A 14261-nucleotide genomic window follows, 5' to 3' on the forward strand; every position below is an offset into this window, starting at 1 on the left:
GACGCCGACCCTTCGTCGGCGCGTCAGCGCTGCAGTGTCAGCAGACCCGGACGGTAGGGCAGGAGGCCGTAGTCGCCGCCCGAGTTGGGGCTGCGGCCTTGGTAGAGCAGCTGGAGGTTGCAGGGGTCGACCGTCATGGTCTGGTCGGGGCCGGTGCGGATCAGCTCGCCGTGGCTGATGTCATTGGTCCACGTGGCTCCGCTGTTGGCCTTGCCGGCGAAGGGACTGCTCTCGGTCGCGGCCTGGGGTGTCCAGGAGCCGTTCAGACTGGTGGCCGTGAACGAGCGGAAGTAGCGGCCCTGCGAGCCGATCGCCTCGACGATCATGAGGTACCGGTTCTGGCCCTGGAGTTTGTAGACCTGCGGGGCTTCGAACAGGTTGTTCGTCGTGTCGCTCATGACCACCGTGGAGGTCGTGCCGAAACTGCCCGGGAAGTTCCCGATCGGCATACTGGCCCGGTAGATCTTGCCGTTGTCACCGGCGAAGAACAGGTACATGGTGGTCCCGTCGCCGATGAGGGTCTGGTCGATGGGGCCCGTTCCGGAGCCGGAGATGCTCCCGGAGAAGAGAACCTGCGGGGCGGACCAGCCGTTCGGGTTGGTGGGGTCGCTCGACGTCCGGTAGGAGAAGGCGGTCCCGCCCCACTGGTAGGCGAGCACCCAGATGTTCTTCGGGGCGAAGTACAGGAGCGTGGGCGCCACGGTGGACGACGACATCGTGTTCTGGCTGGCCGAGCCCATCTCCGACCAGTTGGTGAACAGGCCGAAGTTCATCGAGCCCCACGTCGTCCCGGTGTCGTGGGTCGTCGCGTAGACGAGTTGCCGGCCGTTGTAGGGGACGACGGTGAAGTCCTTGAGCGAGACCCAGCCTGCCTTCGGCTGCGCCAGGGCGCCCGTCGATGTCCAGCGGTACGCCGACGGCAGATCGCACGCGCCGGGGGTTTCGCTGCCGACCTTGACGAGCTGCCATTGCTGGTTGGCGCCACCCCAGTCGTCGTACTGGACGATGTTCGCGTTGTCGGCGGTGGAAGCGCCTTGCACCTCAAGGGCCTTGCTGGTGTGGCGCGAGATGAGCCGCACGTAGCCGTCGGAGCTGTCGGCCAGCCGCCACTGCTGGTTGGTGGCGTTCAGGTCGGTCCACTGGACGATGGAACCGCCGTTCGCGGTGGACCAGTTGTAGAGGTCCAGCACCTTGCCCGAGAGGCGGGACTTGAGGCGGTAGTAGCCGCCCCCGGAGTCCACGAACTGCCACTGCTGCTGGCTCTGATCGTTTCTGGACCACTGGGTGATGCGGGCGCCGTCGTTGGTGGCCATGTTGTAGACGTCCAGGGCTTTGCCGCTGTTGCGGTTGACCAGCACATACGAGGCGTTGGGGTCGACGGTCGCCGCGGCGGCGGGCTGAGCACCGAGGAAGGTGGCCACCAGCAGGAACGGCGCCAGGACCGCGAGCAAGCGTCTGATGGGGACCGTGGTCGGGGGGCGTAACCACATCTGGGGGCCTCCTTGGGGCGGGGCGGCGTCGGGGAATGCCTCTCTCGAAACATTCGATAAGTTCCCGGATCCTTCGACGCCACAAGCTAGGAATGCGGGCTCCCTAGGTCAAGGTCTCTCGCTGTTCTGTCTGCAAACCGCCTCTCCCGTACGGGGTGCGGCGAGCCGTGGCGATGATCGGAAGCGCCAGGGAATCGATGCACCGCCCGGTTCTCACTCAAGGGGTTTGAGCAGGGGTAGAGCGGTGATCTTGCGGTATCGGAGTAGTCGCCTGGAGGGCATATTTGGCCCTGCGGGGTGTATCGGCAGTGTTACCGGGGATTTCTTGCCCCGCGCGGCAAGGCTTCGAATGTTTCGAAGTGAAGATGGAAAGTTTCTCCGCGCAATGTATTGACGATCCACCGTCAACGCCTCAATCATCCATCTCCAGGGGTCGATCGTAGTTCGATATGTCGAACATAGGTTGTCGCGCGAGAGCCGCAAATGAAGTACCCCCGTGCGCTTCAGTCGTTCCGTGCTGTCTACCTTGGAGGCACAGCAATGGGTTCGTACGCCCTTCTCAGGCCAGGCGTCCGCTGGAGAAGCCGCGGTCTGCTGCCAGCGCTGCTCGTCGGCGTCCTCTGCACGATCGCCGCGCTGATCACACCGCCGACCGCGCACGCCGCCGAAAGCACACTCGGTGCCGCGGCGGCGCAGAGCGGTCGCTACTTCGGTACCGCCATCGCCTCGGGCAGGCTGGGCGACTCGGCCTACACCACGATCGCGGCACGCGAGTTCAACTCCGTGACGGCCGAGAACGAGATGAAGATAGACGCCACCGAACCGCAGCGCGGCCAGTTCAACTTCACCGCCGGTGACCGCGTCTACAACTGGGCCGTACAGAACGGAAAGCAGGTCCGCGGACACACCCTGGCCTGGCACTCCCAGCAGCCCGGCTGGATGCAGAGCCTCAGCGGCAGCACCCTGCGCCAGGCGATGATCGACCACATCAACGGAGTGATGTACCACTACAAGGGCAAGATCGCCCAGTGGGACGTCGTCAACGAGGCCTTCGCCGACGGCAGTTCGGGCGGCCGGCGCGACTCCAACCTGCAACGCACCGGCAACGACTGGATCGAGGTCGCCTTCCGCACCGCGCGCGCCGCCGACCCCGCGGCCAAGCTCTGCTACAACGACTACAACATCGAGAACTGGACCTGGGCCAAGACCCAGGGCGTGTACAACATGGTCCGCGACTTCAAGCAGCGCGGCGTTCCGATCGACTGCGTCGGGTTCCAGTCGCACTTCAACAGCGGCAGCCCGTACAACAGCAACTTCCGCACCACGCTCCAGAGTTTCGCGGCTCTCGGCGTCGACGTGGCCATCACCGAACTGGACATCCAGGGCGCCTCGTCCACGACCTACGCCAATGTGACCAACGACTGCCTGGCCGTCCCGCGCTGCCTCGGCATCACCGTCTGGGGCGTGCGCGACACCGACTCCTGGCGATCGCAGGACACACCGCTGCTGTTCAACGGCGACGGCAGCAAGAAGCCCGCCTACACCGCCGTCCTCAACGCGCTCAACGGTGGCTCCACCACCACGCCTCCCCCCACGGGAGGCGGACAGATCAAGGGCGTCGGCTCGGGACGCTGCCTGGACGTGCCCAACGCCGGTACCACCGACGGCACCCAGGTCCAGCTGTGGGACTGCAACAGCGCCACCAACCAGCAGTGGACGCTCACCGACGCCGGTGAACTCAGGGTCTACGGCACCAAGTGCCTGGACGCCGGCGGCACGGGCAACGGCACCAGGGTGCAGATCTACAGCTGCTGGGGCGGCGACAACCAGAAGTGGCGCCTCAACTCCGACGGTTCCATCGTCGGCGTCCAGTCCGGACTCTGCCTGGACGCCGTCGGAGCCGCCACCGCCAACGGAACCCTGATCCAGCTCTACTCCTGCTCGAGCGGCAGCAACCAACGCTGGACCCGCACCTGACGCCAGGTCGTCCCGGGTCGCTGTCGTGAGGGCGGCGACCCGGTGATCGGCATGTTCCGGGGCACCTTCGCTTCAGCCCGACCGTGTCACGGCGGACAAGGAGGGTGGGGCCGTGCGAGCCGCGGTGAGAAGAGCGCCGTGGACGGCCGCGGACGCCGCGCGGGCGACGTAACGGCCGGTGTCCGAGGGCCATGTGTCGCGTTCCTGGTGGATCAGGAGGGACACCGCGCCGTGGGCGCCGGCACACAGCAGCCTGGCGGTTTCGGTCGTGCTGTCCATCGGCACGCCTGCGTCACGGCAGGCGGTGACCTTGTCCCGGAAGTAGCGGAAACACGCGTCCTCGTTGTGGCGGCTGGCCTCGGTGGCTTCGCCGTCCATCACCAGGCGGTACTGGGCGGGGTGCTGAAGCCCGAACGTGATGTAGGCGACGCAGGTTTCGTGGAGGGCCGTCACAGGGTCCGGGATGCCCCGGGACACCGCTTCCAGTTCGTCGAACAGTGAACTCCACACACGCAGGCACGTGGCGTGGACGAGGTCCTGCTTCGAGGCGAAGTGGAGATAGACGGCGGGCGGGGTGACTCCGGCGGTCGTTGCCACCGCGCGGATCGTCAGAGCGCCGGGGCCGTCGGCTTCGAGTATCCGGCCGGCGATGTCGAGCAGATGCTCGCGGAGCAGGCCACCTTGGCCTTTGGGGGCGCGAGCACGGGAGCCGGTCACGCAGGGGAGCCTTCGAGAGCGGGCGTCATCAGGAGGCCTTCGGCTCGACGGCGGTGACCACCTGGGTCACCCGGGCGCACAAGGCGCCTTCGGTGTCGTGCACGTCGACCTCGACGACGGTGTTGCGCCCCACGCGCAGGGGGCGAGCGGTCGCGACGACGTCCGTGCGGGCCGGTCGGAGGAAGTGCGTGGTCGACTCCACGGTGGCCGGTGCGGCACCAGGGGGACCGTTGAGGGCGGCGCACACGGCACCGCACACGTCGGCGAGCCCCATCAACGCCCCGCCGTGCAGGCCGCCGCCCACCGTGGAAAGCGACAGATCGTGCGCCAGCGTGGCGCGTACGCCGGCTGCGGTCATCTCCTCGAACACGACTCCCAGTGTTTTGGCGTACGGGGCGAGGGCGTAGACGTCATCGGCGGCAAGTGGTGACACGGCTGCTCCAGTTCAAGTTAGTGACGTTAAGTTATCGACGTTAACTCAGGCCGTCAATGCGGGATTTCTGTGAACGCCGGCGCGAGGGTGTCCAACCTCTTGACGGCCACCGTATGACTGCGTAGACATGGCTGCGCAGTCAGACAGAGGGAGAGTCCTCTGTCGAGGGCGATGCGGCCATCGGGAGACATCATGACGCCAACGCGAGGACGGGTCGGCAGTTCCGGCGTCGACCTGCCTCTCGCCCACCCTCGACCGCAGGCCGGCCCATCGACGAACCGAGGCTTATCCGGCCACCGTTGACCAGGAGCAACTTGCCCGGGCGACCCGCCTCGCGGCCCCCGTACGACCCCTGCGGCCGACTGCTTCACCAGCAGTCGGCCCACCGGCCCCCTTCCCGGCCGCGCCCACCACTCCGCGCCCCCGGGAACGCGGGCCCCGGACAACTTGCGCTGACCACGTACGCCAAGGGCCAGGGTTTCACCGTCACGTTCTGACGACGCCGTACCACCCCCTCACCCGACCTCCCAAGGTCGAACGACTTCGCCACCGCCGGGTGGCGAAGGGCCGCCCGGACGACGGCGGCCCGATCCGGCCGAACCCGCCTGACGCGACGACGCCACACCGTGAGCACTCGTGCACCCGCGGACCGCGATCGCGCGGACCGCCAGGCCTCGGCCCAACCGTGAGCAGAATGAGAATGCACATGAGAAGCAGACTGAGAAGATTCGGCGCGGCGCTGGCCGCCGTCTGTGCCGTCGTCGTGTCGCTCGTGGCGGCGCCCTCAGCAGGCGCGTACGCGCCGGTCCCCGGGACCGTCTACCAACTCCCCTCGAACCAGGCGTGTCTGAAGGGCCGGGGCAACTGCGCCATCTACCCGAAGGCCGCGCAGCTCAGGAACGGACAGCTGGTCGCCTCCTTCGAGCAGGCGACGGTCCCCGCGTCCGGTTCGGCGGTCGGTGAGACGCTGCCGGTGTACCGCAGCAGTGACGACGGCACGAGCTGGCAGCTGGTCTCGCAGGTCCGGGCCCCGGCCTACCTGTCGAGCGACCCGCAGTACGCCAAGTACACCAGCGCCTGGACGAACCCCTATCTGTACGTCCTGCCCCAGACCGTCGGCTCGCTGTCGGCGGGCACGCTGGTCATGGCCGCCGTGGTCTCCGGCGACGACTCCTACTACCTGGAGCACAAGGCGGCCGACCCCAACTGGACGCCCAGCGGCGACGGCGACCGCAGGGACCTGGCGATCGCGCTGTACTCCAGCACCGACCAGGGCACCACGTGGAGCTTCCTCAACATCATCACCGGAGGCGGCTGGCAGGGAGGCAGCGCGGGCAATGTCGGTGCCAACGTCTCGAACGCCAACACCAACCACCAGGTGGACCCGGTCTGGGAGCCGTACCTGATGGTCTACAACGGCCAGTTGGTGGCGTACTACTCCGACGAGAACGACTACACGGGCTACGACAGCAGCACGGGTGCGCTGACCATGGACCCCGCCAACGACACGGCCACGGACTCGCTCGGGCAGATCCTCGCGCACCGGACCTGGAACGGCTCGGCCGGCTCGGGCTGGAGCAGCGCGGTGGTGGACGTGACCGGGACGACGGTCACCATGGGGGGCACCAAGACGGAGATCGGCGGCGGCCGGCCGGGCATGACCAACGTCGTCCCCACCTCCGACGGCAAGTGGATGCTCACGTACGAGTACTGGGGCGGCGGCGACAACGTCCGCTACAAGGTGGCCAACGACCCGCTGCACTTCTTCTCCGTGGGCGGCACCAGCGGCACCGGCATCTCCACGCTTCCGGTCACCAGCGGCTCCGGGGCCGTACCGCAGGGCGGCAGCCCCGTCGTCATCCGCCTGCCCGACGGCCGCCTGCTCTACAACGCCGCCGGAAGCGGCAGTGTCTGGATGAATCCGACCGGCTCCAGCACCGGAACCTGGACGCAGTACCAGACCACCGTCCCGGGCGCCTACAGCCGCAATCTCACCTACGACGCCAACACCGGCCGTGTGGTGATCCTCGCGAACCAGGGCACGTCGACGATCATCAGCGCCGACATCGACTTCGGTCACTCGCAGGGCGCCCTCTACCAGATCGTCAACCGGCTGACCGGCCAGGTCATCGGCACCCGCAACAACACGACCGACGCGAACATCGGCAACGGCGACACCCCCGACGTCCGTCTGGAGAACGCCGGTTCGGCGTCCAACGCCGAGACCCAGTACTGGCACGTCACCACCAAGTCGAGCGGCATGACGCTGCTCAACGCGTCGGGCGGCCGGGCCGCGGCGATCTGGGGCAACAACGCGGTCGCGGGAGCGCAGATCGGCCAGTGGGTCGACAACACCTCCACGGGCCTGTGGAACATGGTCCAACTGGCCAACGGCAACTACCAGTTCCAGTCCAGAGGCAACACGAGCCTCTACCTCACCGGCGCCTCGACCGGCGCGAACCTGACCTTGCAGACCGCGACGAGCAACGGCTCCCAGGAGTGGCAGCTCGTGCCCGTCAGCGGCGGCACCCTCGCCGGCAACGCCCGCACCCTGACCAACGTCAACACCAACACCTGCCTGGACGACTACCAGGGGAACACGGCCAACGGCGCGAGCGTGGACCTGTGGTCGTGCACCGGCAGCACGCTCCAGCAGTTCAACGTGACCAGCGTCGGCAACGGCCAGTACACGCTCAGGAACGTCAACTCGGCCACCTGCCTGGACAACTACCAGTTCGGCACCGCCAACGGCACGGCGGCCGACCTGTGGGCCTGCAACGGCGGCGCGAACCAGAACTGGTCCTTCATCCCGGTCAACGGAGGCAACTACCTGATCGTCAACCAGGCTTCGGGGCTGTGCCTCGACGATCCCACCTTCACCAAGACCAACGGTGTCCTCGTCGACCTGTGGGCCTGCAACGGCGGCACCAACCAACAGTGGCACTTCTGACCCGATCCCCGCGACCTGCCGTCCGGCTCCGGTGAGCCGGACGGCACCGGGGCAGGTCACTGACTCGCCAGGTAGCTTCTTGACCCTCACACCGTGTCAGGCGGTCAACTCGGAGACCTCATGTTCATCATCGGAGACTTCGCCCGGCACGGCCGCGTCTCGGTCCGGATGCTGCGTCACTACGACGCGACCGGACTGCTGCGCCCGGCTCACGTCGACCCCGCCAGCGGCTATCGCTACTACACCGCTGCCCAGCTGGCCCGCCTCAACCGGATCATCGCGCTCAAGGACCTCGGATTCACCCTCCAGCAGGTCCAGGACATCGTGGACGAGAAGGTCGGCGTCGACGAACTGCGCGGCATGCTGCGGCTGCGGCGGGCCGAACTGGAGACCGCGATGGCCGCCGCGGGAGCACGGCTGGTCCAGGTCGAGGCGAGGCTCCGAGCGATCGAGAGCGAGGGGCAGATGCCCACGAACGACGTTGTCCTGAAGAACGTCCCGTCCGTCCGGGTGGCGGAACTGACCGCGACAGCCGCGAGTTTCGAGCCCGAGGACATCGGCCCGGTCATCGGGCCGCTCTACGACGAGCTGTTCCGGTGCCTGGAATCGGCGGGCATCACTCCCACGGGCCCCGGCGTCGCGTACTACGAGGACGCCCCGGAGGGCGGCGGCAGGATCAGCGTCCACGCCGCCGTCCAGGTCTCCGCCCCTCTCCAGGACGGCACCTTCCGGATCCTCGACCTGCCGCCCCTCGACCAGGCGGCGACCATCGTGCACCGCGGCTCGATGGACACCGTGCTCCCCACCGCCCAGGCCCTGGCCCGCTGGATCGACGCCAACGGCCACCAGTCGACCGGATACCCCCGCGAGATCAACCTGGAGTGCCCGGACAACCGTGACGACTGGGTGACGGAACTGCAGACACCGGTGACCCGGGCCTGACGCACACGACCACTAGGGCACGGTGTATCCGGCGGCGCGGAACAGTTCGTACCACTCGGACCGGGTGAGCGGAATGTCGGAACCGAGCGCGGCGGCCGTGACCCGTTCCGGCGTGGTCGTGCCGAGCACGACCTGCATCTGCGCGGGATGCCGCGTGATCCAGGCGACCGCGATGGCCTCGGCCGGCACGCCGTATTTCTCGCTCAGCCGGTCGATCACGGCGTTCAACTCGGGGAAGCGCTCGGAACCGATGAACGGGCCGTCGAAGAATCCGGCCTGGAAAGGCGACCACGCCTGAATGGTGATGTCGTGCAGGCGGCAGTAGTCGACGATTCCGTCATCACGCACGATCGACTGATCGAGGCCCTGCATGTTCGCGGCGACGCCCTGCGCGATCATCGGGGCGTGGGTGATCGACAGCTGAAGCTGGTTGGCCACGATGGGCTGCGTCACGTACTTGCGCAGCAGGTCGAGCTGGCGCGGGGTCTGGTTGGAGACGCCGAAGGCACGTACCTTGCCTGCCGCCGACAGCTCGTCGAAGGCGCGGGCCACTTCTTCCGGCTCGACGAGAGCGTCCGGACGGTGCAGCAGCAGGATGTCAAGATAGTCCGTGTCCAGGGCCTGGAGCGAACCGTTCACGGACTCGACGATGTGCTGGTGAGAGAAGTCGAAGTACGGTCCGTCCTTGACGATGCCGGCCTTCGTCTGAATGACGAACTGCTCACGCTCGGACGGGCTGAGCTTCATGGCTTCGGCGAACCGTCGCTCGCAGCCGTGGTCGTCCGTGCCGTAGACGTCGGCGTGATCGAGGAAGGTGATGCCGGCGTCGCGCGCGGTGTTCACGAGCCCGCGCACCGCCTCGTCGGTCATGTCCTGGATACGCATCAGTCCAAGGACGACGTTGGGGACCACCAAGTCGGTGCCGGGCAGGATGAAGGTTTTCACGTGCTCACTCTAGGAATGGCCGATCTGGAAATCCAATAGCTGTTGGTTCTGATATTGAGAACTGCGAGAGGTGAATGAATTCGTGCCGCCCCGGCTCAGCAGGGGCGGCCCGGAATCAGCCGGCCACCTGCCGAACAGGTTCCGGCGCGGTTCGCGTACGGCGTCGACGGGCCGCCAGGCCGAGTGCGACCGTCGCTGCGGCCCCGGCGAGGGAGAGCAGGCCCAGGGCATTGGCCCGGGTGCCGACCGCGGAGGCGAGGGCGAGGACCACGAGCGGGCAGATGAACTGGCCGAGGAAGAAGGAGCCGGTCCACAGGCCGGTACCGCGACCCCGGTCGGCGAAGTCGAGCCGGGACATGGCGAGGGTGAGCAGGCTCGGCAGCATGATGCCGCCGCCCAGGCAGTTGATCACGGCACCGAGGGTCAGCACGACGGGATCGTGAGCGAGCCAGATCACCACGAAGCCGACAGTGCACAGGCCGAAGGCGATCGGCAGCCAGTCCTGCGGTCTGCGGCCGGATCGGCTGAAGGCGGCGGCACCGAGCACGACCGCGGCGCTGGACCCGGCACTGGCCAGCCCGATCACCGCGGAGTTCCGCACACCCAGGTCGTCCAGGAGGAACGCCATCTCCACCTGGACGGTGTAGAAGAGGATGGCGCCGAGGACGGTCAGCGCGCAGGTGCCTGCCAGGGGACGCCAGGGGAAGGGCCGTGCGGTGGCCGGCTCCGGCGTGGTGGGGGAGGAGGTGTCGGTGAGACCGCCAGGTCGGGGCCGCGGCAGGAAGGCGGCCATGGCGGGGGCGAGCAGCAGGCTCACGGCGTAGGCCCAGAACGGCGTCCGCCAGCCCGCCGAGCCGGCCGCACCGCCCAGGGCGAAGAAGGCCGTCGCGGAGATCGATGCGCACATCGTCTGCATCGCCAGGTAGCGGTCGCGTTGCCGGCCGGAGTAGTAGTCGCCGAGGAGCGTGGTGCAGCAGGTCATGATGGCGGCTTCGGAGACGCCGACGAGGGCGCGGCTGGCGACGATGGCGACGAGGGAGTCCAGCCACAGGGGTGCGGTGCCGAGGATCGCGTACACCACGGTCGCGACGACGAGCAGGCGCTTGCGGCCGAGCCGGTCGACGAGGACACCCGCGAAGGGGGCCAGCAGCGCCAGGGACAGCGCGGGGATCGTCAGCGCCATGGGGACGAGGGCGTCCGCGCCCGGCACGTGGGCGAAGTGGTCCTGCATCTGCGGCAGGACGGGCGCGATGAGCACGGCGCCCAGGATGGGCAGACAGGCACCGGCCATCAGAAGCGTCAGGCGGAGCCGGTGGCCGGGGCCGGACACGGTCTGTCCCGGCCGGTCGTCCATGGTCGTGTCGGAAGGTGAGGAAGGTGAGGAGGGCAGCGGGGAGGGGAGCGGGGACACGGGTGCAGGCATGCGGGAACTCCACGGGGCGGGGCGGGAGGGGAACGGGACGGAGCGGCCGTCCTGGTCGGGCCGCCCGGTGCTCGTGGCGGCCTTGGCAGTGGGTTCCGGCGACGGTCGGGCGTCGCTGGGGTCGGCTCGCCGGGCAACGTCCAGCCGGTTCCGGCAGCCTGGGGCGGTGCGGCTCCGGCGCCGGGTTGAGATGACTATGGGGCAGCGAACAGGTCGTGCCTAGCCCATGTCCGATCGATATCGAAGATGCGGATCATCCAGCAGCCGGATGGTCGAGGGTCCCTGCGCGCGTGACCGCCGCCTCGGTCAAACGGCTGTGCGCCGGCCGGGTTCGGGCGCGGCCAGCTCCGCTCCCACCCTGGCCGCGGTCTCGCGCAGCCAGATGTGCGCCGCGTCGTGGGTGTGCACCGGATGCCACCACAGGGCCTCCTGGAGCGGGACGGCCTCGTAGGGGGCTTCCATACGGCGTACGGCGGCCACCCCGTCCATGAGCTCGGCCAGGCGCTGTTGCACCAGGGCGATCCGCCGGGTGCCGGCGACCAGGAAGGGCAGCGCCTGGAAGCTGTCGACGAAGACCTCCACGCGGGGATCGACACCGAGCATGCTCAGCTGCCGGGCGGCCGGGGCGTCGTAGGCGCGCTGATAGACCACCCAGGGCAGGCGTGCCAGGTCGTCCATGGTCAGCTGTGCGCCGACCTCGTCGTTGGTCTCGGCGACGAGGAAGACCCAGCGGTCGGCGAACAGCTCCACGGCGGGGAAGCCGCTGATGACACCGTGCGGCAACAGCAGCCCGTCGGCCGTGCTGAGCAGGGTCTCGGTGTCCTCCGTGACGTCTCCGGGGGTGCGCTGGAAGCGCAGCCGCACCCCCGGGGCCTCGGTGTGCACCCGCTGGGCGAGCTCGGCGCCGAAGACACTGAGGGCGTAGTCGGAGGTGAGCAGGGTGAACTCGTGCTCCTCGCTCTCCGGGGCGAAGTCGGCCCGGCTGGTGAAGAGCCGCTCCAGCAGGTCGCACGCGGTCGCGGTGCGGTCCAGCAGGGCACGGCCGAGAGCGGTGAGTTCGTACTGTTTGCCCGCGCGGGAGATCAGGTCGTCGTCGAAGTGACGGCGCAGGCGGGCGAGGGCGGCGCTCATGGCCGGTTGGCTGAGTCCGACGCGCTGCCCGGCGCGGGTGACGTTGCGTTCCTCCAGCAGGGCCCGCAGGGACAGCACGAGGTTGAGGTCGAGGCTGGAGAGGGACACGGCGCCTCCATGGCTGGGCCGCCACCAGTGGCATTCACCGAGTGGATGATCAACATCTGAAGAATCTATTTCCCAGATTAACGGCAGAGGGCCCAGATTGGTCCCACCGCAATCTGGAGGACATCCCCGTGAAACCCGCAGCCGCTTCCGCGTCCTTCTCCGGACCCTTCGCCCTCGGCTCCCTCTCCGCGCCGGACCAGGCATCCTTCCCCGCTCTCGTGATTCCCGGGGGACTTGTGCTGGACCTGCGCACGGCCCTGGCCCGGCCCGCCCTGACGACCCGGCAGATCCTCGAACGCTGGGACGAACTCCTGCCCCGACTGCACGCCCTCGCGGCCGACACCACGGGTCCCTGGCAGCCGTTGGAGGGCCTGGACGTCCACGCTCCGGTCGAGCCCCGCCAGGTCTTCCAGTCCGGCGCCAACTACCGGCAGCACGTGATCGACCTGGAGGTCGCCCACCGCGCCCAGGACGACCCCCGCACGGTCGAGGAGGCGCGCGCGGAGATCGCCGCGGTCATGGACCGCCGGGCCGCCGAGGACCTGCCGTACGTGTTCATCGGCCTGCCGAGCGCGATCACCGGTCCCTACGACGAGGTCGTGCTCCCGTCCTGGGCCGAACAGCCGGACTGGGAGCTGGAGTTGGCGGTCGTCATCGGCAGGCCCGCCCAGCGGGTGGCCGTGGGGGACGCTCTGGCGCACGTCGCCGGGTACACGATCGCCAACGACCTCACGGACCGGGCCACCGTCTTCCGACGGGACATGAAGGCCATCGGCACGGACTGGCTGCGCTGCAAGAACGCGCCCGGATTCACCCCGCTCGGGCCGTGGATCGTGCCGGCCGCGTCGGTCGCCGACCCGGGAGACCTGCGGGTCACCCTCAAGCTCAACGGCGACACCATGCAGGACGAGTCCACCAAGGACATGCTGTTCGGGGTCGCGCGGCTGGTGTCGTACATCTCGCAGACCGCGCAACTGCTGCCCGGAGACCTCGTGTTGACGGGAAGCCCGGCCGGGAACGGCCTCCACTGGGGCCGGTTGCTGCGTGACGGCGACGTGATGGAGAGCTCCATCACCGGGCTCGGCGCCCAGCGCGCCCGCTGCGTGGCGGAGACACGGTGAGCCGCCACGAGGGAGACGCCGCCACGCGTCACGCCCCACCCGCCCTCAACCGCCACGACCCCGAGGGCGCCATCGCCGAGGCCGCCAAGGCGTGCTCCAACTGGGGGTGTTGGGGCGCCGACGACGTCCTCGGCACGCTGAACCTCCTCGACGAGGCCAAGCGTCGCGAGGGCGCGGCGCTGGTCCGGCGGGGCGTCAGCTTCTCGCTGTCGCAGCGCTTCGACATGAACGGCCCGCAGAGGGGCTGGCGCCGCCGCACCAACCCCGTCCACACCATGCTCGACACCGGCACCGACGCCGCCCTCGGCAACCAGGGCTTCCCGCACGGCATCGGCGGCGCCGACGACGTGATCGCGATGCCCCTCCAGTGCTCCACCCAGTGGGACGGCCTCGGGCACATCTTCGACCACGGCAAGGCGTGGAACGGCCGGGACGCCGCGACCACGGTCACCTCCGAGGGCGACCTCGTCACCGGCATCGAGCACATGGCCCACCACGTCGCGGGACGCGGTGTCCTCCTCGACGTCGGCCGCGTCCTCGGCGACGCACGCGGAGAACTGCCGGACGGATTCGCGATCACCGAGGAGCACCTGACCGCGACGGCCCAGGCGCACGGCGTGGCCGTAGGACGCGGTGACCTCGTCGTCGTCCGGACCGGGCGACTGGCCCGGGCCCGCCGCGAGGGCTGGGGCGACTACGCGGGCGGCGACTCACCCGGACTCTCGTTCACCACGGCCGGCTGGCTCCACGCGAGCGAGATCGCCGCGATCGCCACCGACACCTGGGGCTTCGAGGTACGGCCCAACGAGTTCGACGCCGCCTTCCAGCCGCTGCACCAGGTCGCCATCCCCCACATCGGCCTGCTGATCGGCGAGATGTGGGACCCCGACAGCCTCGCCGACGACTGCGCGGCCGACGGCGTGTACGAGTTCTGGCTCACCGCCGCACCCCTGCCCATCACCGGAGCCGTCGGCTCACCCGTCAACCCGGTCGCCGTCAAGTAACCGGCACAACAAAGGAGTTG

General features: G+C 68.8%; 11 protein-coding genes. 5 read left to right on the forward strand and 6 right to left on the reverse strand.

The window, feature by feature from the left end:
- Nucleotides 1-23 precede the first annotated feature (23 nt).
- Entirely contained in the window at nt 24-1490 is a 1467-nt protein-coding gene (locus ACFULQ_RS17630) for a non-reducing end alpha-L-arabinofuranosidase family hydrolase (RefSeq protein WP_383544454.1), read from the reverse strand.
- A gap of 540 nt (nt 1491-2030) precedes the next feature.
- Here ACFULQ_RS17630 and ACFULQ_RS17635 point away from each other — a divergent pair.
- Nucleotides 2031-3467 carry an endo-1,4-beta-xylanase gene (locus ACFULQ_RS17635; RefSeq protein ID WP_383544456.1) on the forward strand — a complete coding sequence of 479 codons (1437 nt, stop codon included), beginning with the start codon at nt 2031-2033 and terminating at the stop codon, nt 3465-3467.
- Between the two features lie 72 nt (nt 3468-3539).
- On the opposite strand, the gene ACFULQ_RS17640 is transcribed toward ACFULQ_RS17635, so the two are convergent.
- Entirely contained in the window at nt 3540-4184 is a 645-nt protein-coding gene (locus ACFULQ_RS17640) for a TetR/AcrR family transcriptional regulator (protein ID WP_383544459.1), read from the reverse strand.
- A 28-nt stretch (nt 4185-4212) separates the two neighbouring features.
- On the reverse strand, nt 4213-4617 hold the full coding sequence (locus ACFULQ_RS17645) for a PaaI family thioesterase (RefSeq protein ID WP_383544466.1): 405 nt from the start codon (nt 4615-4617) through the stop codon (nt 4213-4215).
- Between the two features lie 706 nt (nt 4618-5323).
- Here ACFULQ_RS17645 and ACFULQ_RS17650 point away from each other — a divergent pair.
- Together ACFULQ_RS17650 and ACFULQ_RS17655 are read left to right on the forward strand one after the other, a co-directional pair.
- A complete protein-coding gene (locus tag ACFULQ_RS17650; RefSeq protein WP_383544469.1) occupies nt 5324-7567 on the forward strand; it encodes an RICIN domain-containing protein in 2244 nt (747 codons plus the stop codon).
- A 120-nt stretch (nt 7568-7687) separates the two neighbouring features.
- The gene (locus ACFULQ_RS17655; RefSeq protein WP_383544472.1) at nt 7688-8509 is read left to right on the forward strand and encodes a MerR family transcriptional regulator; all 822 of its coding nucleotides are present in this window, start codon (nt 7688-7690) and stop codon (nt 8507-8509) included.
- A gap of 12 nt (nt 8510-8521) precedes the next feature.
- Here the strand turns inward: ACFULQ_RS17655 and ACFULQ_RS17660 are convergent, their stop codons facing one another.
- From ACFULQ_RS17660 to ACFULQ_RS17670, 3 genes are all read right to left on the reverse strand, one after another.
- Nucleotides 8522-9454, reverse strand: coding sequence for an aldo/keto reductase family oxidoreductase (locus ACFULQ_RS17660; RefSeq protein ID WP_383544475.1), 933 nt, complete (start codon nt 9452-9454; stop codon nt 8522-8524).
- 115 nt (nt 9455-9569) lie between these two features.
- Nucleotides 9570-10877: an MFS transporter gene (locus ACFULQ_RS17665; RefSeq protein ID WP_383544478.1), complete on the reverse strand. Its 1308-nt coding sequence runs from the start codon at nt 10875-10877 to the stop codon at nt 9570-9572.
- 306 nt (nt 10878-11183) lie between these two features.
- Entirely contained in the window at nt 11184-12116 is a 933-nt protein-coding gene (locus tag ACFULQ_RS17670; protein WP_383544481.1) for a LysR family transcriptional regulator, read from the reverse strand.
- A 128-nt stretch (nt 12117-12244) separates the two neighbouring features.
- On the opposite strand from ACFULQ_RS17670, the gene ACFULQ_RS17675 reads away from it, so the two are divergent.
- Together ACFULQ_RS17675 and ACFULQ_RS17680 are read left to right on the forward strand one after the other, a co-directional pair.
- Complete coding sequence (locus ACFULQ_RS17675; protein WP_383544484.1) at nt 12245-13237, forward strand: fumarylacetoacetate hydrolase family protein; 993 nt, start codon at nt 12245-12247, stop codon at nt 13235-13237.
- Nucleotides 13234-14241, forward strand: coding sequence for a cyclase family protein (locus tag ACFULQ_RS17680; protein WP_383544487.1), 1008 nt, complete (start codon nt 13234-13236; stop codon nt 14239-14241). Before ACFULQ_RS17675 ends, ACFULQ_RS17680 begins: the two co-directional genes overlap by 4 nt.
- Nucleotides 14242-14261 lie beyond the last annotated feature (20 nt).

Origin of the sequence: Streptomyces sp. NPDC057253 (genome assembly GCF_042669125.1) — a bacterium.
Taxonomy (GTDB): Bacteria; Actinomycetota; Actinomycetes; order Streptomycetales; family Streptomycetaceae; genus Streptomyces.

Bases quoted from the DNA above. Each gene is read 5' to 3' on its own strand.
- ACFULQ_RS17665 (WP_383544478.1), bottom strand. From the start codon at position 10,877: ATGCCTGCACCCGTGTCCCCGCTCCCCTCCCCGCTGCCCTCCTCACCT.
- ACFULQ_RS17635 (WP_383544456.1), top strand. From the start codon at position 2,031: ATGGGTTCGTACGCCCTTCTCAGGCCAGGCGTCCGCTGGAGAAGCCGC.
- ACFULQ_RS17630 (WP_383544454.1), bottom strand. From the start codon at position 1,490: ATGTGGTTACGCCCCCCGACCACGGTCCCCATCAGACGCTTGCTCGCG.
- ACFULQ_RS17655 (WP_383544472.1), top strand. From the start codon at position 7,688: ATGTTCATCATCGGAGACTTCGCCCGGCACGGCCGCGTCTCGGTCCGG.
- ACFULQ_RS17650 (WP_383544469.1), top strand. From the start codon at position 5,324: ATGAGAAGCAGACTGAGAAGATTCGGCGCGGCGCTGGCCGCCGTCTGT.